The following is a 20,738-nucleotide window of genomic DNA, read 5'->3' on the forward strand; positions in this document are numbered from 1 at the left end:
CACCGGCACGACGCTCGCCGTGCTGCTGATCGGGCCCGCGGGCGCCGGCAAGACCAGCGTCGCCAAGTACTGGGCCGACCACCGGCGCGTGCCCACGGCCCACATCAGCCTCGACGACGTCCGCGAATGGGTCCGCTCCGGCTTCGCCAACCCCCAGTCCGGCTGGAACGACAACTCCGAGGCGCAGTACCGGCTCGCCCGCCGCACCTGCGGCTTCGCCGCCCGCAACTTCCTCGCCAACGGCATCTCCTGCATCCTCGACGACGCCGTCTTCCCGGACCGCCCGGTGGTGGGCCTCGGGGGCTGGAAGCGGCACGTGGGTCCCGGTCTCCTGCCGGTCGTCCTCCTGCCCGGCCTCGAGATCGTCCTGGAACGCAACGCGGAACGCTCGGGCAACCGCCGCCTCACCGACGAGGAGGTGGCCCGCATCCACGGCCGTATGGCGGGCTGGTACGGCTCGGGCCTGCCGATCATCGACAACAGCCAGCTGGACATCCCCCAGACGGCCCGGGTCCTGGACGACGTCCTGGCCCGCTCGATCGCGAGCCCCCCGAACTGGTAGACCGGGGACGAGCGGATGCCCTGCGTCTCTCCCCGGCACCCGGTCCCCCGAACGGCACCCTCCCAACCGGCACAAATCGCCCACCCCTCCTACGCTCATCTCATGTCAGAGATGTACGCGATCCGCCGAAACCGGCTAAGGGAGCAGTGCAACGCCGCCGGCAACGCGGCAGCGATCGTCTCCCTCCCCGCCAACGTCCGCTACCTCGCGGGCCCCGCACCCCGGGGCGCCGTCCTCCTGCTGGGCAGGAGCGAGGACGTCCTGGTCCGCCCCTACGAGGAGCGCTCCACCGACGGGCGTCCCGACGACAACCTCAGGCTCCACGCCCTGCCCGGCCCCGGCGATCCTGCGGTGGCCGCCGCCGGTCTCGCGAAGGCACAGGGCATCGACTCCCTCGCCCTGGAGGAACACCACCTCACCGTCGCCCGCCACCGCGAACTCCGCTCGGTCGTACCGAGGCTCCGCCTCGCGGACATCGGCTGCGCGGTCGAGCAGCTCAGGGTCGTCAAGGACGAGGAGGAGATCTCCTGCCTCCGCATCGGCGCCGAGATCGCCGACCAGGCCCTGGGTGAACTGCTGGAGTCCATCCTCGTCGGCCGCACCGAACGCCACCTCGCCCTCGAACTGGAACGCCGTCTCGTCGACCACGGCGCCGACGGCCCCGCGTTCCCCACCTCCGTCGCCACCGGCCCCAACGCCGGCCGTCGCGCCCACCGCCCCACCGACCGCCGGGTCGAGGAGGGCGACTTCCTCTCCGTCTGCCTCGGGGCGACCTATCGCGGCTACCGCTGCGAGATCGGCCGCACGTTCGTCATCGGTACCTCTCCCGCCGACTGGCAGATCCAGCTCTACGACCTCGTCTTCGCCGCTCAGCGCGCCGGACGCGAGGCGCTGGCGCCGGGAGCCGCCCTCCGTGACGTGGACCGGGCGGCCCGGCAGGTGCTGGACTCCGCGGGGTACACCCAGGGCCTGCCCCCGCTGATCGGCCACGGTGTCGGACTCGAAATCGACGAGGACCCGCAGCTGGCCCCTTCAGCCATGGGTAAACTGGACGCTTGCGTGCCGGTCACCGTCGAACCGGGGGTCCACCTCCCGGGCCGGGGCGGCGTCCGGATCGATGACACGCTCGTCGTCCGCCCCGAGGCGGACGGCGGACCCGAGCTACTCACCATCACGACCAAGGAGCTGCTCGCACTATAGGCAAGGTGCGTGCGCCGGGGTCGTCCACGTCAGTCCAGGAGATTCCGCAACCGTGGCTTCCACGAACGACCTCAAGAACGGCCTTGTGCTCAAGCTCGAAGGCGGCCAGCTCTGGTCCGTCGTCGAGTTCCAGCACGTCAAGCCCGGCAAGGGCCCGGCATTCGTGCGCACCAAGCTCAAGAACGTGCTCTCGGGCAAGGTCGTCGACAAGACCTTCAACGCCGGCGTCAAGGTCGAGACGGCCACTGTCGACAAGCGCGACATGCAGTTCTCGTACATGGACGGCGAGTACTTCGTCTTCATGGACATGGAGACCTACGACCAGCTGATGGTCGACCGCAAGGCCGTCGGCGACGCCGCCAACTTCCTCGTCGAGGGCTTCACCGCCACCGTCGCGCAGCACGAGGGCGAGGTGCTCTTCGTCGAGCTGCCGGCCGCCGTCGAGCTCGTCGTCCAGGAGACCGAGCCGGGCCTGCAGGGCGACCGCTCCACCGGCGGCACCAAGCCCGCCACCCTGGAGACCGGCCACCAGATCCAGGTCCCGCTCTTCATCACCACCGGTGAGAAGATCAAGGTCGACACCCGTACCAGCGACTACCTCGGCCGGGTGAACAGCTAACCGTGGCTGCCCGCAACACGGCCCGCAAGCGCGCCTTCCAGATCCTCTTCGAGGGCGACCAGCGCGGAGCCGACGTCCTGACGGTCCTCGCGGACTGGATCCGGCTCTCCCGGGACGACCCCCGGCAGCCGCCGGTGAGCGAGTACACGATGCAGCTGGTCGAGGGCTACGCCAAGCAGGCGAAGCGGATCGACGAGCTGATCGCGCAGTACTCGGTCGGCTGGACGCTGGACCGCATGCCGGTCGTGGACCGCAACATCCTGCGCCTGGGCGCCTACGAGCTGATCTGGGTCGACGAGGTCCCGGACGCCGTGGTCCTCGACGAGATGGTGCAGCTCGCCAAGGAGTTCTCCACGGACGAGTCACCGGCGTTCGTCAACGGCCTGCTGGGCCGGCTCAAGGAGCTCAAACCCTCGCTGCGCCGCGAAGAGGCGTGACAGAGCTACGGCATCGCCAGGGGGCCCGCAGCGTGACTGCTGCGGGCCCCCTGGCGTTCCGGGGCCGAAGCGGCCCGGGGGAGGCTGAGAAAGCCGCCGGGGTGGCCGGAACCCTGAGGTCCCGGCCACCCCGGCGGCACGTTTCTGCTGAGGAGCCTGCGGCTCAGCCCTCCTCGTGGGAGGCCACCGCGCGACGCGCGTCGGCGTCCAGCACGCCCCAGCTGATCAGCTGCTCGGTGAGGACCGAGGGCGACTGGTCGTAGATGACGGCGAGTGTGCGCAGGTCGTCCTGGCGGATCGAGAGCACCTTGCCGTTGTAGTCACCGCGCTGCGACTGGATCGTGGCCGCGTAGCGCTGCAGGGGGCCCGCCTTCTCGGCCGGCACGGTGGCCAGCCGCTCCAGGTCGAGGACCAGCTTCGGCGGGGGCTCGGCCGCGCCGCCCGGCGTGGTGCCCGGCAGCAGCTCCTGAACGGGGACGCCATAGAAATCCGCCAGTTCGGCAAGACGCTGTACGGTCACCGCGCGGTCACCGCGCTCGTACGAACCGACCACGACCGCCTTCCAGCGTCCCTGGCTCTTCTCCTCGACACCGTGGAGGGAAAGGCCCTGCTGGGTGCGGATGGCCCGGAGCTTGGCCCCGAGCTGTTTGGCGTATTCGCTGGACATATAGCTCCCCGGACACTGTGTCGACGCGGCTGCGGAGGTTCCGCGGCCGCGCGTCTGGTAACTCACTGTGAGGTTACGCAGCGTGATTCTTCTGCGTCAAGCCGAATGGTCCACCCCGACTCTTCCGTGGTGGCGGTGGCCGATTGGGCCAGGGGGGTGATCAGGCGTGTCGTGGAGGCCTGCTACCGTTGATGGCGCAAATCCGACGTCCTTTAAGGTCCGTCCCGTGAGGCGGAGAAGGAGGTCCGTTTCGTATGGACACGCAGGACACGTCCGGGATTCCGGCGTCCGATGCCCGGCCCGTGCTCGAAGGCCCTGACATCGCGCGGGTACTGACCCGCATCGCCCACGAGATCGTCGAGCGCGCCAAGGGCGCCGACGACGTGGTGCTCCTCGGGATTCCGACCCGAGGCGTCTTCCTCGCCCAGCGGCTCGCCGCCAAGCTCGAGGAGATCACCGACCGCAAGATCCCGTGCGGTTCGCTCGACATCACCATGTACCGCGACGACCTGCGCATGCATCCGCCGCGTGCGCTGGCCCGCACCGAGATCCCCGGTGACGGCATCGACGGCAAGCTGGTCGTCCTCGTCGACGACGTGCTCTTCTCCGGCCGGACCGTCAGAGCCGCCCTCGACGCCCTGAACGACGTCGGGCGCCCGCGCGCGGTGCAGCTGGCGGTCCTGGTCGACCGGGGCCACCGCGAACTGCCCATCCGCGCCGACTACGTCGGCAAGAACCTCCCCACGTCGCTGCGGGAGACGGTCAAGGTCCAGCTCGCCGAGGAGGACGGTCGCGACACCGTGCTGCTCGGCGCGAAGCAGACCCAGTAGCGGCCGCTTGGCATGCCTCCTTTCGGTGTGCCCTGGTCTGCCCGGAATCTCCCGAATCCTGAACTGCCTTACGGAGCCTGACAGATGCAGCGTCATCTCATCTCGGCCGCCGACCTCACCCGCGACGACGCCGTCCTGATCCTCGACACCGCCGAGGAGATGGCCCGGGTCGCGGACCGGCCGATCAAGAAACTGCCGACCCTGCGCGGCCGTACGATCGTCAACCTCTTCTTCGAGGACTCCACGCGCACGCGTATCTCCTTCGAAGCCGCCGAGAAGCGCCTCTCGGCGGACGTCATCAACTTCTCCGCCAAGGGCTCGAGCGTCTCCAAGGGCGAGTCGCTCAAGGACACGGCCCAGACCCTGGAGGCCATGGGCGTCGACGCCGTGGTCATCCGGCACGGCGCCTCCGGCGCCCCCTACCGCCTGGCCAACTCCGGCTGGATCGACGCCGCCGTCATCAACGCCGGCGACGGCACCCACCAACATCCCACCCAGGCCCTGCTGGACGCGTTCACGATGCGCCGTCGGCTCGTCGGCCGGGACGCCGGGCTCGGGCAGGACCTGTCAGGGCGGCGCATCACCATCGTCGGCGACGTCCTGCACAGCCGGGTCGCCCGCTCCAACGTCGACCTGCTGCACACGCTCGGCGCCGAGGTCACCCTGGTCGCCCCGCCCACCCTGGTGCCGGTCGGCGTCGAGACCTGGCCCTGCGAGGTGTCGTACGACCTCGACTCCACGCTCACCAAGTCGGACGCGGTGATGATGCTGCGGGTCCAGCGCGAGCGCATGAACGCGGCCTTCTTCCCGACCGAGCGCGAGTACTCGCGGCGCTACGGCCTCGACGGCGACCGCATGGCGCGGATGCCCGAGCACGCCATCGTGATGCACCCCGGTCCGATGGTCCGCGGCATGGAGATCACCGCCGAGGTGGCGGACTCCGAGCGCTGCACCGTCGTCGAGCAGGTCGCAAACGGAGTCTCCATCCGGATGGCCGTCCTGTACCTGTTGCTCGGCGGCGCCGAGCCCGCCGTCACCCACGCCCGTATCGAGGAGAAGTAAGACAGATGAGCAAGATCCTGATCCGTGGCGCGAAGGTGCTCGGCGGCGAGGCGCAGGACGTCCTGATCGACGGCGCCGTCATCGAGGCGGTCGGCAGCGGGCTGTCGGCCGAGGGGGCGGAGGTCGTCGAGGCCGACGGCAAGGTGCTGCTGCCCGGCCTCGTCGACCTGCACACGCATCTGCGCGAGCCGGGACGCGAGGACTCCGAGACCGTGCTGACCGGTACGCGGGCGGCCGCGAGCGGCGGATACACGGCCGTCTTCGCCATGGCCAACACCTTCCCGGTCGCCGACACCGCCGGTGTCGTCGAGCAGGTCTACCGGCTGGGACAGGAGCACGGCTACTGCGACGTACAGCCCATCGGCGCCGTGACCGTCGGCCTGGAGGGCAGGAAGCTCGCCGAGCTGGGCGCCATGCACGAGTCGGCCGCCGGCGTCACCGTCTTCTCGGACGACGGCAAGTGCGTCGACGACGCGGTGATCATGCGGCGTGCCCTGGAGTACGTGAAGGCCTTCGGCGGGGTCGTCGCCCAGCACGCGCAGGAGCCGCGGCTGACCGAGGGCGCCCAGATGAACGAGGGGATCGTCTCCGCCGAGCTGGGGCTCGGGGGCTGGCCGGCGGTGGCCGAGGAATCGATCATCGCCCGGGACGTCCTGCTCGCCGAGCACGTCGGCTCCCGCGTGCACATCTGCCACCTGTCGACCGCGGGCTCGGTCGAGATCGTCCGCTGGGCCAAGTCCCGCGGCATCGACGTCACCGCCGAGGTCACCCCGCACCATCTGCTCCTCACGGACGAGCTGGTGCGCACCTACAACCCGGTCTACAAGGTCAACCCGCCGCTGCGCACCGAGCGCGACGTGCTGGCCCTGCGCGAGGCGCTCGCCGACGGCACGATCGACATCGTCGCCACCGACCACGCCCCGCACCCGCACGAGGACAAGGACTGCGAGTGGGCCGCGGCCGCCATGGGGATGGTGGGCCTGGAGACCGCGTTGTCAGTGGTGCAGGAGACCATGGTGGAGACGGGCCTGCTGGACTGGGCCGGGGTCGCCGAGCGCATGTCCTTCGAGCCCGCGCGGATCGGGCGGGCGAAGGGACACGGGCGTCCCGTCTCGGCTGGTGAGCCCGCCAACCTCACGCTCGTCGACACGGCATACCGTGGGTCGGTGGACCCCGCGGGCTTCGCCTCGCGCAGCCGGAACACCCCGTACGAGGGGCGTGAGCTGCCGGGCCGTGTGACGCACACGTGGCTCCGGGGCAAGGCCACGCTCGTCGACGGGAAGCTCACGTGACACCAGTAACCCTGCTCGCCGCCTCACTCGCCGCCGAGAAGAAGTCGGCCGAGGTCACCGACTGGGCCGCGCGGGTCGGCTGGCTGGTCGGCCTCGCCCTCTTCGTCGCGCTCGTCTACTGGCTCATGCGCGAGGGCTGGAAATGGCGCGGCACGCTCCAGGGAGACATCCCCGAACTGCCCGCGTCGCCGGAGGAGCCCGGCGAGGCGAGACTGACGATGAGTGGCCGCTACCACGGCTCCACGACCGCCGGTCAGTGGCTCGACCGCATCGTGGCGCACGGCCTCGGTACCCGCAGCCGGGTCGAGCTCACCCTGACGGACGCGGGACTGGACGTCGTACGCCCCGGCGCGAGCGACTTCTTCGTCCCGCTGGCGCAGCTGCGCGAGGCCCGGCTCGACAAGGGCATCGCCGGCAAGGTGCTGACCGAGGGCGGGCTGCTCGTGGTGACGTGGGCGCACGGCGAGAGGCTGATCGACTCCGGGTTCCGCTCCGACCACGCGGCCGAGCACACCGAGTGGGTCGACACCCTGAACCAGATGATCAACAAGACGGAAGGCGCACGATGACAACCTCCACCAGGGGAGCCACCCGGGTTCCCGCCGTACTCGTCCTGGAGGACGGCCGGACCTTCCGCGGCCGCGCCTACGGGGCCGTGGGGGTGACCTTCGGCGAGGCGGTCTTCTCGACCGGCATGACCGGCTACCAGGAGACCCTCACCGACCCGTCGTACGACCGCCAGATCGTCGTCGCGACCGCCCCGCAGATCGGCAACACCGGCTGGAACGACGAGGACGACGAGTCCAAGCGGATCTGGGTCTCCGGCTACGTCGTCCGCGACCCCGCGCGCGTGCCGTCCAACTGGCGCGCCAAGCGCTCCCTGGACGACGAACTTCTCGCGCAGGGCATCGTGGGCATCAGCGGCATCGACACCCGCGCCCTCACCCGCCATCTGCGCGAACGAGGCTCCATGCGCGCCGGGATCTTCTCGGGGGACGCGATCGCCGCCGAGGACGAGCTCCTCGCGCGCGTGCAGGCCCAGCCCCACATGAAGGGCGCCTCGCTGTACGAGGAGGTCGCCACCAAGGAGGCCTACGTCGTCCCGGCGGTCGGCGAGAAGAAGTTCACCGTCGCCGCGATCGACCTCGGCATCAAGGGCATGACCCCGCACCGCATGGCCGAGCGCGGTATCGAGGTGCACGTCCTGCCCGCCACGGCCACCGCCGACGAGGTCTACGCCGTCAACCCCGACGGCGTGTTCTTCTCCAACGGCCCCGGCGACCCGGCCACCGCCGACGGGCCGGTCGAGCTGATGACCGCCGTCCTGGAGCGGAGGACGCCGTTGTTCGGCATCTGCTTCGGCAACCAGATCCTGGGCCGCGCCCTCGGCTTCGGCACCTACAAGCTGAAGTACGGCCACCGCGGCATCAACCAGCCCGTGCAGGACCGTACGACCGGCAAGGTCGAGGTCACCGCGCACAACCACGGCTTCGCCGTGGACGCGCCGCTCGACAAGGTCAGCGAAACGAAGTTCGGGCGCGCCGAGGTCTCCCACGTCTGCCTCAACGACGACGTCGTCGAGGGCCTGCAACTGCTCGACCAGCCCGCCTTCAGCGTCCAGTACCACCCCGAAGCGGCCGCCGGCCCGCACGACGCCGCCTACCTGTTCGACCGCTTCGTAACCCTGATGGAGGGCCAGCGTGCCTAAGCGCACCGATATCCAGTCCGTCCTGGTCATCGGCTCCGGCCCGATCGTCATCGGCCAGGCCGCCGAGTTCGACTACTCCGGCACCCAGGCCTGCCGCGTCCTGAAGGCCGAGGGCCTGCGGGTCGTCCTGGTGAACTCCAACCCGGCGACGATCATGACCGACCCGGAGATCGCCGACGCCACCTACGTCGAGCCGATCACCCCGGAGTTCGTGGAGAAGATCATCGCCAAGGAGCGGCCCGACGCCCTCCTGCCCACGCTGGGCGGCCAGACGGCCCTCAACACGGCCATCTCGCTCGACGAGAACGGCGTCCTGGCCAAGTACGGCGTCGAGCTGATCGGCGCCAACGTCGAGGCGATCCACAAGGGCGAGGACCGCGACCAGTTCAAGCTGGTCGTCGAGGCCGTCCGCCAGAAGACCGGGCACGGCGAGTCCGCCCGCTCGGTCATCTGCCACTCCATGGACGACGTCCTCGCGGGCGTCGACACCCTCGGCGGCTACCCGGTGGTCGTCCGCCCGTCCTTCACCATGGGCGGCGCCGGCTCCGGCTTCGCGCACGACGAGGAGGAGCTGCGCCGCATCGCCGGCCAGGGCCTCACCCTCTCGCCGACCACCGAGGTGCTCCTGGAGGAGTCCATCCTCGGCTGGAAGGAGTACGAGCTGGAGCTGATGCGCGACAAGCACGACAACGTCGTGGTCGTCTGCTCCATCGAGAACTTCGACCCGATGGGCGTGCACACCGGCGACTCCATCACCGTCGCGCCCGCGATGACGCTCACCGACCGCGAGTACCAGATCCTGCGGGACATCGGCATCGCCGTGATCCGCGAGGTCGGCGTCGACACCGGCGGCTGCAACATCCAGTTCGCGGTCAACCCCGAGGACGGTCGCGTGATCGTCATCGAGATGAACCCGCGCGTGTCGCGCTCCTCGGCCCTCGCCTCCAAGGCGACCGGCTTCCCGATCGCCAAGATCGCCGCCAAGCTCGCCGTCGGCTACACCCTCGACGAGATCCCGAACGACATCACCCAGGAGACCCCGGCCTCCTTCGAGCCCACGCTCGACTACGTGGTCGTCAAGGCCCCGCGGTTCGCCTTCGAGAAGTTCCCGCAGGCCGACTCCACCCTGACCACCACCATGAAGTCGGTCGGCGAGGCCATGGCCATCGGCCGGAACTTCCCCGAGGCCTTCCAGAAGGCGCTGCGCTCGCTGGAGAAGAAGGGCAGCCAGTTCACCTTCGTCGGCGAGCCCGGCGACAAGGCACAACTGCTGCAGGCGGCTGTCCGCCCGACCGACGGCCGGATCAACACCGTCATGCAGGCCATCCGCGCGGGCGCCACGCCCGAGGAGGTCTTCGAGTACACGAAGATCGACCCCTGGTTCGTCGACCAGCTCTTCCTGATCAAGGAGATCGCCGACGAGCTGGCCGAGGCCGTGGAGCTCACACCCGACCTGCTGGCCGAGGCCAAGCGGCACGGTTTCTCCGACCAGCAGATCGGCGAGATCCGGGGCCTGCGCGAGGACGTCGTGCGCGAGGTGCGGCACGCGCTGCGCATCCGCCCGGTCTACAAGACGGTCGACACCTGCGCCGCCGAGTTCGCTGCGAAGACGCCGTACTTCTACTCCTCCTACGACGAGGAGACGGAGGTCGCGCCGCGCGAGAAGCCGGCCGTGATCATCCTGGGCTCCGGTCCGAACCGCATCGGCCAGGGCATCGAGTTCGACTACTCCTGCGTCCACGCCTCCTTCGCGCTGAGCGACGCCGGGTACGAGACCGTGATGGTCAACTGCAACCCGGAGACCGTCTCCACGGACTACGACACCTCCGACCGCCTGTACTTCGAGCCGCTGACGCTCGAGGACGTGCTGGAGATCGTCCACGCCGAGCAGCAGGCCGGTCCGGTGGCCGGCGTCGTCGTCCAGCTGGGCGGCCAGACCCCGCTCGGCCTCTCGCAGGCCCTCAAGGACAACGGCGTGCCGATCGTCGGCACGTCCCCGGAGGCGATCCACGCCGCCGAGGACCGCGGCGCCTTCGGGCGCGTGCTCGCCGAGGCGGGCCTGCCGGCCCCCAAGCACGGCACCGCCACCACGTTCGCCGAGGCCAAGGCCATCGCCGACGAGATCGGCTACCCGGTCCTCGTGCGGCCGTCGTACGTCCTCGGCGGGCGCGGCATGGAGATCGTCTACGACGAGACCCGGCTCGCGACCTACATCGCCGAGTCGACCGAGATCAGCCCCTCCCGGCCGGTCCTGGTCGACCGCTTCCTCGACGACGCCATCGAGATCGACGTCGACGCGCTGTACGACGGCGAGGAGCTCTACCTCGGCGGTGTCATGGAGCACATCGAGGAGGCCGGCATCCACTCCGGCGACTCGGCCTGCGCGCTGCCGCCGATCACGCTGGGCGGCTTCGACATCAAGCGGCTGCGGGCCTCGACGGAGGCCATCGCCCGCGGGGTCGGCGTGCGCGGCCTGATCAACATCCAGTTCGCGCTGGCCGGCGACATCCTGTACGTCCTGGAGGCCAACCCGCGCGCGTCCCGCACGGTCCCCTTCACCTCCAAGGCGACCGCCGTGCCGCTCGCCAAGGCCGCCGCGCGTATCTCCCTGGGCGCGACCGTCGCCGAGCTGCGGGCGGAGGGTCTGCTCCCCGCCTCCGGCGACGGCGGCGAGCTCCCGCTGGACGCGCCGATCTCCGTCAAGGAGGCCGTCATGCCCTGGTCGCGCTTCCGCGACATCCAGGGGCGTGGCGTCGACACCGTCCTCGGCCCGGAGATGCGCTCCACCGGTGAGGTCATGGGCATCGACTCGGTCTTCGGCACGGCGTACGCCAAGTCGCAGGCCGGCGCCTACGGCCCGCTGCCCACCAAGGGCCGCGCGTTCATCTCGGTGGCCAACCGCGACAAGCGCTCGATGATCTTCCCGGCGCGCGAGCTGGTGGCGCACGGCTTCGAACTGCTCGCCACCTCGGGCACGGCAGAGGTCCTCAAGCGCAACGGCATCAAGGCCACGGTCGTGCGCAAGCAGTTCGAGGGCACCGGGCCGAACGGCGAGAAGACCATCGTCCAGCTCATCCACGACGGCGAGGTCGACCTCATCGTCAACACCCCGTACGGCACCGGCGGCCGCCTCGACGGCTACGAGATCCGTACGGCGGCCGTGGCGCGGTCGGTCCCGTGCCTGACGACGGTCCAGGCGCTCGCCGCCGCCGTCCAGGGCATCGACGCCCTCAACCACGGTGACGTGGGCGTCCGTTCGCTCCAGGAACACGCGGAGCACCTGACCGCCGCCCGCGACTAGCAGCCGACGAGGGGGACACCGGAAACGGTGTCCCCCTCTGTATGAGGACCCATCCGAGGACACGCCTGAGATGTACAAGCTTTTCTTCCGTCTGGTTTTCACACGGATGGACCCGGAGCAGGCCCATCACCTGGCCTTCCGCTGGATCCGCCTCGCCGTCCGCGTTCCCGTGCTGCGCACCTTCGTCGCCGCCGCCCTGGCCCCCCGCTACAAGGAGCTGCGCACCGAGGCCTTCGGGCTGCGCATGCACGGTCCCTTCGGGCTCGCCGCCGGCTTCGACAAGAACGCCGTCGCCGTCGACGGCATGTCGATGCTCGGTTTCGACCACGTCGAGATCGGCACCGTGACGGGGGAGGCCCAGCCGGGCAACCCCAGGAAGCGGCTGTTCCGGCTCGTGAAGGACCGGGCGCTCATCAACCGCATGGGCTTCAACAACGAGGGCTCGCTGGCCGTGGCGGCCCGTCTGGCGGCCCGTGAGCCGGTCTTCAGGACCGTCGTGGGCGTCAACATCGGCAAGACCAAGGTGGTCCCGGAGGCGGAGGCGACCGGCGACTACGTGAAGTCGGCCGAGCGGCTGGCGCCGTACGCCGACTACCTGGTCGTGAACGTCTCGTCGCCGAACACGCCCGGCCTGCGCAACCTGCAGGCCACCGAGGCGCTGCGGCCCCTGCTGAGCGCCGTCCGCGAGGCCGCGGACCGGGTGGTGCGCAGCCGCCGCGTGCCGCTCCTGGTGAAGATCGCCCCGGACCTGGCGGACGAGGACGTCGACGCCGTAGCCGACCTGGCCGTCGAGCTCGGCCTGGACGGGATCATCGCCACCAACACCACCATCGCGCGCGAGGGCCTCGGTCTGACCTCCGAACCCACCCTCGTGAAGGAGACCGGCGGCCTGTCCGGCGCCCCCCTGAAGGCGCGCTCCCTGGAAGTGCTGCGCCGCCTCTACGCGCGCGTGGGCGACCGCATCACCCTGGTGGGCGTCGGCGGCATCGAGAACGCCGAGGACGCCTGGCAGCGCATCCTCGCCGGCGCCACCCTCGTGCAGGGCTACAGCGCGTTCGTCTACGAGGGGCCCTTCTGGAGCCGGGCCGTCCACAAGGGACTCGTCGCGCGCCTGCGCACGAGCCCCTACGCCACCCTCGCCGACGCGGTCGGCGCCGATGTGAGGAAGACGGTATGACCTCGTACGAGCCCTTCGGCGCCCGGCTGCGCCACGCCATGGACGAGCGCGGGCCGCTGTGCGTCGGCATCGACCCGCACGCCTCCCTGCTCACCGAGTGGGGCCTGAACGACGACGTGGCGGGCCTGGAGCGGTTCAGCCGCACGGTCGTGGAGGCGCTGGCCGACCGGGTCGCCGTCGTCAAGCCGCAGAGCGCGTTCTTCGAGCGGTTCGGGTCCCGGGGCGTCGCCGTGCTGGAGAGGACCGTGGAGGAGGCCCGGGCGGCGGGCGCGCTCGTCCTGATGGACGCCAAGCGCGGCGACATCGGCTCCACCATGGCCGCGTACGCCGAGGCCTTCCTGCGCAAGGACTCCCCGCTGTTCTCGGACGCGCTGACCGTCTCGCCCTACCTCGGCTACGGCTCGCTCTCGCCGGCGATCGCCCTCGCGCGCGAGAGCGGCTCGGGGCTGTTCGTGCTCGCCCTGACCTCCAACCCGGAGGGCGGCGAGGTGCAGCACGCTTTCCGGGCGGACGGCCGGAACGTCGGAGCGACGATGCTGGGCCACCTGGCGGCCGAGAACACCGGGGAGGAGCCCCTGGGGTCCTTCGGAGCGGTCGTCGGCGCCACGCTGGGTGACCTGTCGTCGTACGACCTGGCCATCAACGGCCCGCTCCTCGCGCCCGGCGTCGGCGCGCAGGGGGCGACGGCAGCCGATCTTCCCGGTGTGTTCGGGGCGGCCGTCCGCAACGTCGTCCCGAACGTCAGCCGGGGTGTGCTGCGGCACGGCCCGGACGTCGCCGCGCTGCGTTCCGTCTCGGACCGTTTCGCGGACGAGATCCGGACCGCTGTGACGGCCTCCTGACCACCGTCAGAGGTGTTCGAGCCGCTCGATCGAGTCCTCCGATGAGTGGTTCGAAGCCCGCTTGAGTCTGAATACATCCTCAAATCCGGGGCATTATGTCCTAAATGTCCGGCCTGGCGGAGGCTGACCAGGACTTTTCCGCTGTTCTCGCTGACTCTGGCGGAGTTGGCCGCTAGTCTCCGACGAGAGTCACCGGGCGAGCGTGTTGCTCGTGGCTCCCCAGGTGTGGGGCGACTAGGTTCCTCACCGGTCCGTATCCGACAGTTCGACATCCGAGGTGACGTAGGCGTGGCTCTTCCGCCCCTTACCCCTGAACAGCGCGCAGCCGCGCTCGAAAAGGCCGCCGCGGCTCGCCGGGAGCGGGCCGAGGTCAAGAATCGACTCAAGCACTCCGGCGCCTCCCTGCACGAGGTCATCAAGCAGGGCCAGGAGAACGACGTCATCGGCAAGATGAAGGTCTCCGCGCTGCTCGAGTCCCTGCCGGGCGTGGGTAAGGTCCGCGCCAAGCAGATCATGGAGCGACTCGGCATCTCCGAGAGCCGCCGTGTGCGCGGTCTCGGTTCCAACCAGATCGCTTCCCTGGAGCGTGAGTTCGGCAGCACCGGCTCCTGAGGTTCGGAACCTCCGGACCGGGAGTCCCGGGCACTCCGGGATTGCTGGAATAATCGCTGCATGGCTGCAACATTCCGGGGGACGACCCCCGAGCCCCCGGACGTACGTCCGCGGCTGACCGTGCTCTCCGGCCCCTCCGGGGTCGGCAAGAGCACGGTCGTCGCCCACATGCGCAAGGAACACCCCGAGGTCTGGCTCTCGGTGTCGGCGACGACCCGCAGACCCCGCCCGGGCGAGAGGCACGGAGTCCACTACTTCTTCGTCACCGACGAGGAGATGGACAAGCTGATCGCCAACGGTGAGCTGCTGGAGTGGGCGGAGTTCGCCGGCAACCGCTACGGCACGCCGCGTACGGCCGTGCTGGAGCGCCTGGAGGCGGGCGAGCCCGTCCTGCTGGAGATCGACCTCCAGGGGGCCCGGCAGGTCCGGGAGTCGATGGCTGACGCCCAGCTGGTGTTCCTGGCTCCTCCCTCCTGGGAGGAGCTCGTACGCAGGCTCACGGGACGTGGCACCGAGCCGCCCGAGGTGATCGAGCGTCGCCTCGACGCGGCGAAGGTCGAACTGGCGGCCGAGCCGGAGTTCGACATGACCTTGGTCAACACCTCCGTCGAGGACGTGGCGCGCGAGCTGCTAGCCTTGATGGATGTCGTGTGATCGTGCCTGACCGTTCAGGTGTGATCATCCGCACTGATTCTTTCCCATCCATCGGAAGGTAGAGCGTGTCCTCTTCCATCTCCGCGCCCGAGGGCATCATCAACCCGCCGATCGACGAGCTCCTCGAGGCCACCGACTCGAAGTACAGCCTCGTGATCTACGCGGCCAAGCGTGCCCGCCAGATCAACGCGTACTACTCGCAGCTCGGCGAGGGCCTCCTCGAGTACGTCGGTCCGCTCGTCGACACCCACGTGCACGAGAAGCCGCTCTCGATCGCCCTGCGCGAGATCAACGCGGGTCTGCTGACGTCCGAGGCCGTCGAGGGCCCCGCGCAGTAGTACTTTCACATTGCAGTTGGCTTTTCCACAGGCCCGGCAGCGCGACTGTCGGGCCTGTGGTCTGCGGGGGGTGCGGGGGTCGTCCCCCGCTGTGATGCAGCATGGACCCGTACGTTGCCGAGCCGGGGAGAGACGGTGGACAAGCCCAAGGTCGTGCTGGGGGTCAGCGGCGGCATCGCCGCATACAAGGCCTGTGAGCTGCTGCGCAGGTTCACCGAGTCGGGCCACGACGTCCGCGTCGTGCCCACCGCCTCCGCGCTGCACTTCGTCGGCGCCGCCACCTGGTCCGCCCTCTCCGGCAACCCCGTCTCCACCGAGGTCTGGGACGACGTCCACGAGGTCCCGCACGTCCGTATCGGACAGCACGCCGATCTGGTCGTCGTCGCCCCCGCGACCGCGGACACGCTGGCCAGGGCCGCTCACGGCCTGGCGGACGACCTGCTCACCAACACGCTCCTGACCGCCCGCTGCCCGGTCGTCTTCGCACCCGCGATGCACACCGAGATGTGGGAGCACCCGGCCACCCAGGAGAACGTGGCCACGCTGCGCCGCCGCGGCGCCGTCGTCATCGAGCCCGCCGTCGGCCGTCTCACCGGTGTCGACACCGGCAAGGGCAGGCTCCCCGATCCCGTCGAGATCTTCGAGGTCTGCCGCCGCGTCCTCGCGCGGGGCGTGACGGAGCCCGACCTCGCCGGCCGGCACGTCGTCGTCAGCGCCGGCGGCACCCGCGAGCCGCTCGACCCCGTGCGCTTCCTCGGCAACCGCTCCTCCGGCAAGCAGGGCTACGCCCTCGCCCGCACCGCCGCCGCCCGCGGTGCCCGGGTCACCCTGATCGCCGCCAACACCGGCCTGCCCGACCCTGCGGGCGTCGACGTCGTCGCTGTGGGCACCGCCGTACAGCTGCGCGAGGCGGTGCTGAAGGCCGCGGCGGATGCCGACGCGGTCGTCATGGCCGCCGCGGTCGCCGACTTCCGGCCGGAGACCTATGCGACCGGGAAGATCAAGAAGAAGGACGACCGCGACCCCGATCCCATCGTCCTCGTACGGAATCCGGACATTCTCGCGGAGATCTCCGCCGACCGCGCCCGGCCCGGACAGCTCGTCGTCGGCTTCGCCGCCGAGACCGACGACGTCCTCGCCAACGGGCGGGCCAAGCTCGCGCGCAAGGGCTGCGACCTGCTCGTCGTCAACGAGGTGGGGGAACGCAAGACCTTCGGCTCCGAGGAGAACGAGGCGGTGGTGCTGGGCGCCGACGGCAGCGAGACGCCCGTACCCCACGGCCCGAAGGAACATCTGGCCGAAATCGTCTGGGACCTGGTGGCGGAGCGCCTCACGTGAATGTTTCATTCGCTTCTCGGTCCCCTCAAACCTCTGCCACACGGGCGTGGCGACCCTGGTCAAGGCGCCGGTGCATTGTGCAGAATGCCCGTGCCGCAGGTCACGGCCCTCCCGAGAGGCGAGACAGGGAGGCCCTTGGCCGAGTACGACCGATAAACTGTTCTCGGACGGAGCCGGGCGCAGCCCCCGAGCCCGTCCGCCCATGATCAGCCAGCAGCCGCTGCAACCCCAGGGAGCGTTGTGTCCCGTCGCCTGTTCACCTCGGAGTCCGTGACCGAGGGTCACCCCGACAAGATCGCTGACCAGATCAGCGACACCATTCTCGACGCACTGCTCAAGGAGGACCCGACCTCCCGGGTCGCCGTCGAGACGCTGATCACCACCGGCCTGGTGCACGTGGCCGGCGAGGTCACCACCAAGACCTACGCGGACATCGCGACCCTCGTCCGCAACAAGATCCTCGAGATCGGTTACGACTCCTCCAAGAAGGGCTTCGACGGCGCCTCCTGTGGTGTCTCGGTGTCGATCGGCGCGCAGTCGCCGGACATCGCCCAGGGCGTCGACACGGCGTACGAGTCCCGGGTCGAGGGCGACGAGGACGAGCTGGACCGTCAGGGCGCCGGTGACCAGGGCCTGATGTTCGGGTACGCGTCCGACGAGACGCCCACTCTGATGCCGCTGCCGATCTTCCTGGCGCACCGGCTGGCCAAGCGCCTGTCCGAGGTCCGCAAGAACGGCACCATCCCCTACCTGCGCCCCGACGGCAAGACGCAGGTCACCATCGAGTACGACGGCGACAAGGCCGTCCGCCTCGACACGGTGGTCGTCTCCTCGCAGCACGCGAGCGACATCGACCTGGACTCCCTCCTCGCCCCCGACGTCCGCGAGTTCGTCGTGGAGCCGGAGCTGAAGGCGCTGCTCGACGAGGGCATCAAGCTCGACACGGAGAACTACCGTCTGCTGGTCAACCCGACCGGCCGCTTCGAGATCGGCGGCCCGATGGGCGACGCGGGCCTGACCGGCCGGAAGATCATCATCGACACGTACGGCGGCATGGCCCGCCACGGCGGCGGCGCCTTCTCCGGCAAGGACCCGTCCAAGGTCGACCGCTCGGCGGCGTACGCGATGCGCTGGGTGGCGAAGAACGTCGTGGCCGCGGGTCTCGCCTCGCGCTGCGAGGTGCAGGTGGCGTACGCGATCGGCAAGGCCGAGCCGGTGGGTCTGTTCGTGGAGACCTTCGGCACGGCCAAGATCGACCACGAGAAGATCGAGAAGGCCATCGACGAGGTCTTCGACCTGCGCCCGGCCGCGATCATCCGCGACCTCGACCTGCTGCGCCCGATCTACTCGCAGACCGCCGCCTACGGCCACTTCGGTCGCGAACTCCCGGACTTCACCTGGGAGAAGACCGACCGCGTGGACGCCCTGCGCAAGGCCGCGGGCCTGTAGGCCACACCGGACCGCACGAGGCCCGGTTCCCTTCGGGGGGCCGGGCCTCGTTCGTGTCCCGGTGTCAGTGCGGTTTGGTAAGAATGCAAGGGTGAGCAGCGAGAACGGGCGGTCGGGCGGCGGGGCGGAAGGCGCTCCGGCCGAGCAGCTTGCGCTCATCCGGGAGACCGTGCGCAAGGCGGACGTGCCCCGGGCGAAGCCGCGGACGTGGCGGGGGGCCGCGTTGGCCAAGGAGCTGCCGGTCGCGCGGGTGCTGGTGGACAAGGGCGTGCTGCATCTCGACCGGTACTTCGACTACGCCGTGCCCGAGGAGCTGGACGCGGACGCGCAGCCCGGGGTGCGGGTGCGGGTGCGGTTCGGGGCCGGGCGGCACCGGGTGCGGGAGGGGCGGCGCGAGGGCGGCGGGCTGATCGACGGGTTCCTCGTCGAGCGGCTGGCCGAGTCCGACTACTCCGGGCCGCTGGCCGCGCTGGCCCAGGTCGTGTCGCCCGAGCGGGTGCTGAGCGAGGAGTTGCTCGGGCTCGCGCGGGCCGTCGCCGATCGCTATGCGGGCAGCCTCGCCGATGTGCTGCAGCTCGCCGTGCCGCCGCGCAGCGCGCGGGCCGAGCAGCGGCCGTCGCCGGAGCCGTTGCCGCCGCCGGGGAGGCCGGAGGCGGGGACCTGGGCACGGTACGAGCGGGGCGCCGCGTTTCTGGAGGCGCTGGCGTCGGGCGGGGCTCCGCGCGCCGTGTGGAACGCGCTGCCCGGGCCCGAGTGGAGCGAGGAGATCGCCCGGGCCGTGGCGGCCACGCTGGCCTCAGGGCGCGGGGCGCTGGTCGTGCTGCCGGACGGACGGGCGGTCGCCCGGGTCGACGCGGCGCTGACGTCCCAGCTCGGGGAGGGGCGGCATGCCGTGCTCACCGCCGACGCCGGGCCCGAGAAGCGGTACCGGGAGTGGCTGGCCGTGCGCAGGGGCGCCGTGAGGGCCGTCGTGGGGACGCGCGCGGCCATGTTCGCGCCCGTCCAGGACCTCGGTCTCGTCGCCATCTGGGACGACGGGGACGACAGCCACAGCGAGCCGCACGCACCGCAGCCGCATGCCCGCGAAGTGCTGCTGCTGCGGGCCGCCCAGGACAAGTGCGCTTTCCTGCTGGGCGGTTGGAGCTGCACCGTGGAGGCCGCGCAGCTCGTCGAGAGCGGCTGGGCGCGGCCGCTCGTCGCCCCGCGGGATCAGGTCAGGGCGGCCGCGCCGCTCGTGCGGACCGTGGGGGACGGGGATCTCGCACGAGACGAGGCGGCCCGTGCGGCCCGGTTGCCCACCCTCGCCTGGCAGGTCGTCAGGGACGGCCTGCGGCAGGGCCCGGTGCTCGTGCAGGTGCCCCGGCGGGGATACGTGCCGCGGATGGCGTGCGCCAACTGCCGGGCGCCCGCCCGCTGCCGGCACTGCTCGGGACCGTTGGAGGGGCAGGACGGCGGATCGCTGCGGTGCGGGTGGTGCGGGCGCGAGGAGAGCGGCTGGCACTGCCCGGAGTGCGGCGGCTTCCGGCTGCGGGCCCAGGTCGTGGGCGCCCGGCGGACGGCCGAGGAGCTGGGGCGCGCCTTCCCCGCCGTACCGGTGCGGACCTCGGGGCGTGAGCAGGTGCTGGACACCGTGCCGGGCGTGCCCGCGCTGGTGGTGAGCACACCCGGCGCCGAGCCCGTCGCCGAGGGCGGATACGCGGCGGCGCTGCTCCTGGACGGCTGGGCCATGCTGGGGCGGCCCGATCTGCGGGCCGGCGAGGACGCGCTGCGGCGCTGGATCGCGGCCGCCGCGCTGGTGCGGCCGCAGGGTGCCGGGGGCACGGTCGTCGCGGTCGCCGAGCCGACCCTGCGGCCCGTGCAGGCGCTGGTGCGGTGGGACCCCGTCGGTCACGCGGTGCGGGAGCTCGGCGAGCGGGCCGAGCTGGGCTTCCCGCCGGTGTCGCGGATGGCCTCCGTCTCGGGGACGCCGGAAGCCGTCGCGGAGTTCCTGCGCACGGTGGAACTGCCGGGCGAGGCCCAGGTGCTGGGCCCGGTCCCGATCCCGGTCACGCCGTCCGGGCGCCCCCGACGACCCGGCGCGCCGCCACCCGGGGAGCACTGGGAGCGGGCGCTGGTACGGGTACCACAGGGAAGCGGCGCCGCGCTCGCCTCGGCGCTGAAGGCCGCCCAGGCGGCGCGGATGGCCCGGGGGGCCGGAGAGCCGCTGGTCCGGGTACGGATCGATCCACCGGACATCGGCTGATCGGCTCGGGAGGACGGGTGGCTGGTAGTCGTCAGGCGGATTCGGTGTCTCGTGCCGGGGTGACTGGCGGTTCGCCAGGCGGACCCGGTGTCTCGTGCGGGGTGGCCGCTGGTCGCCAGGCGGATTCGGTGTCTCGTGCCCGGGTGACTGGTGGTTCCCCAGGCGGACTCAGTGTCTCGTGCAGGGGTGACTGGTGATCGGTGGCTGGCAGGCGGGTTCGGTGTCTCGTGCCGGGGTGACTGGTGGCAGGCGGGCTCGGTGTCTCGTGCGGGGTGGGCGGTGGCCGACAGGCAGCCCCGATACCGGGTGAGGGGGTGGCCGGAGGCCGCCAGGCGGCTGGCGTGACCGGTGGCCGACAGGCAGCCCCGATACCTCGTGCACGGTGCCCCCTGGTCCGCAGGCGGACCC

The 20,738-nt window shown here is 70.9% G+C and carries 19 protein-coding genes; 18 read left to right on the plus strand and 1 reads right to left on the minus strand.

The features are described 5' to 3' along the window. From GRC12_RS25535 to nusB, 4 genes are all read left to right on the plus strand, one after another. Window positions 1–562, plus strand: a 562-nt coding sequence (locus GRC12_RS25535) for an AAA family ATPase (RefSeq protein WP_208781692.1), incomplete at its 5' end; no start/stop codon positions are given. A 102-nt stretch (window positions 563–664) separates the two neighbouring features. After that, entirely contained in the window at window positions 665–1,762 is a 1,098-nt protein-coding gene (locus tag GRC12_RS25540; protein WP_208781693.1) for an aminopeptidase P family protein, read from the plus strand. Between the two features lie 52 nt (window positions 1,763–1,814). After that, a complete protein-coding gene (gene efp / locus GRC12_RS25545; protein WP_208781694.1) occupies window positions 1,815–2,381 on the plus strand; it encodes an elongation factor P in 567 nt (188 codons plus the stop codon). 2 nt (window positions 2,382–2,383) lie between these two features. Then, on the plus strand, window positions 2,384–2,818 hold the full coding sequence (nusB, locus tag GRC12_RS25550) for a transcription antitermination factor NusB (RefSeq protein ID WP_208781695.1): 435 nt from the start codon (window positions 2,384–2,386) through the stop codon (window positions 2,816–2,818). 163 nt (window positions 2,819–2,981) lie between these two features. Here nusB and bldD read toward each other — a convergent pair whose 3' ends face one another. Continuing rightward, a complete protein-coding gene (gene bldD / locus GRC12_RS25555) occupies window positions 2,982–3,485 on the minus strand; it encodes a transcriptional regulator BldD (protein WP_030166512.1) in 504 nt (167 codons plus the stop codon). A 254-nt stretch (window positions 3,486–3,739) separates the two neighbouring features. Between bldD and pyrR the strand changes: the two genes are divergently transcribed. The 14 genes from pyrR (at window position 3,740) to GRC12_RS25625 (ending at window position 20,330) form a co-directional block, all read left to right on the plus strand. Beyond that, complete coding sequence (gene pyrR / locus GRC12_RS25560; protein WP_133044859.1) at window positions 3,740–4,315, plus strand: bifunctional pyr operon transcriptional regulator/uracil phosphoribosyltransferase PyrR; 576 nt, start codon at window positions 3,740–3,742, stop codon at window positions 4,313–4,315. Window positions 4,316–4,399: 84 nt separating this feature from the next. Next, window positions 4,400–5,377 (plus strand): aspartate carbamoyltransferase catalytic subunit, encoded by a 978-nt coding sequence (locus tag GRC12_RS25565; RefSeq protein WP_208781696.1) that lies wholly within the window; start codon window positions 4,400–4,402, stop codon window positions 5,375–5,377. 5 nt (window positions 5,378–5,382) lie between these two features. After that, complete coding sequence (locus GRC12_RS25570; protein ID WP_208781697.1) at window positions 5,383–6,669, plus strand: dihydroorotase; 1,287 nt, start codon at window positions 5,383–5,385, stop codon at window positions 6,667–6,669. Further along, a complete protein-coding gene (locus tag GRC12_RS25575) occupies window positions 6,666–7,238 on the plus strand; it encodes a PH-like domain-containing protein (protein WP_208781698.1) in 573 nt (190 codons plus the stop codon). Before GRC12_RS25570 ends, GRC12_RS25575 begins: the two co-directional genes overlap by 4 nt. After that, on the plus strand, window positions 7,235–8,377 hold the full coding sequence (gene carA, locus GRC12_RS25580) for a glutamine-hydrolyzing carbamoyl-phosphate synthase small subunit (protein ID WP_208781699.1): 1,143 nt from the start codon (window positions 7,235–7,237) through the stop codon (window positions 8,375–8,377). The genes GRC12_RS25575 and carA overlap by 4 nt, the downstream gene beginning before the upstream one ends. Beyond that, entirely contained in the window at window positions 8,370–11,678 is a 3,309-nt protein-coding gene (carB, locus tag GRC12_RS25585; protein ID WP_208781700.1) for a carbamoyl-phosphate synthase large subunit, read from the plus strand. The genes carA and carB overlap by 8 nt, the downstream gene beginning before the upstream one ends. Before the next feature lie 70 nt (window positions 11,679–11,748). Beyond that, entirely contained in the window at window positions 11,749–12,855 is a 1,107-nt protein-coding gene (locus tag GRC12_RS25590) for a quinone-dependent dihydroorotate dehydrogenase (protein WP_208781701.1), read from the plus strand. Next, window positions 12,852–13,697 carry an orotidine-5'-phosphate decarboxylase gene (pyrF, locus tag GRC12_RS25595; protein ID WP_208781702.1) on the plus strand — a complete coding sequence of 282 codons (846 nt, stop codon included), beginning with the start codon at window positions 12,852–12,854 and terminating at the stop codon, window positions 13,695–13,697. Before GRC12_RS25590 ends, pyrF begins: the two co-directional genes overlap by 4 nt. Window positions 13,698–13,985: 288 nt before the next feature. Then, window positions 13,986–14,309, plus strand: a complete 324-nt coding sequence (locus GRC12_RS25600) for an integration host factor (RefSeq protein WP_003977346.1) — start codon at window positions 13,986–13,988, stop codon at window positions 14,307–14,309. Between the two features lie 60 nt (window positions 14,310–14,369). After that, window positions 14,370–14,963 (plus strand): guanylate kinase, encoded by a 594-nt coding sequence (gene gmk, locus GRC12_RS25605; protein WP_208781703.1) that lies wholly within the window; start codon window positions 14,370–14,372, stop codon window positions 14,961–14,963. A 65-nt stretch (window positions 14,964–15,028) separates the two neighbouring features. Further along, window positions 15,029–15,301, plus strand: a complete 273-nt coding sequence (gene rpoZ / locus GRC12_RS25610; protein WP_003988945.1) for a DNA-directed RNA polymerase subunit omega — start codon at window positions 15,029–15,031, stop codon at window positions 15,299–15,301. Between the two features lie 135 nt (window positions 15,302–15,436). Then, window positions 15,437–16,639 carry a bifunctional phosphopantothenoylcysteine decarboxylase/phosphopantothenate--cysteine ligase CoaBC gene (gene coaBC / locus GRC12_RS25615; protein ID WP_208781704.1) on the plus strand — a complete coding sequence of 401 codons (1,203 nt, stop codon included), beginning with the start codon at window positions 15,437–15,439 and terminating at the stop codon, window positions 16,637–16,639. 240 nt (window positions 16,640–16,879) lie between these two features. Next, entirely contained in the window at window positions 16,880–18,088 is a 1,209-nt protein-coding gene (gene metK, locus GRC12_RS25620) for a methionine adenosyltransferase (RefSeq protein WP_208781705.1), read from the plus strand. Window positions 18,089–18,179: 91 nt separating this feature from the next. After that, the gene (locus GRC12_RS25625) at window positions 18,180–20,330 is read left to right on the plus strand and encodes a primosomal protein N' (RefSeq protein ID WP_208781706.1); all 2,151 of its coding nucleotides are present in this window, start codon (window positions 18,180–18,182) and stop codon (window positions 20,328–20,330) included. Window positions 20,331–20,738: the final 408 nt, after the last annotated feature.

The sequence above is a fragment of the Streptomyces griseorubiginosus genome (genome assembly GCF_017614965.1).
GTDB lineage: Bacteria > Actinomycetota > Actinomycetes > Streptomycetales > Streptomycetaceae > Streptomyces > Streptomyces griseorubiginosus_B.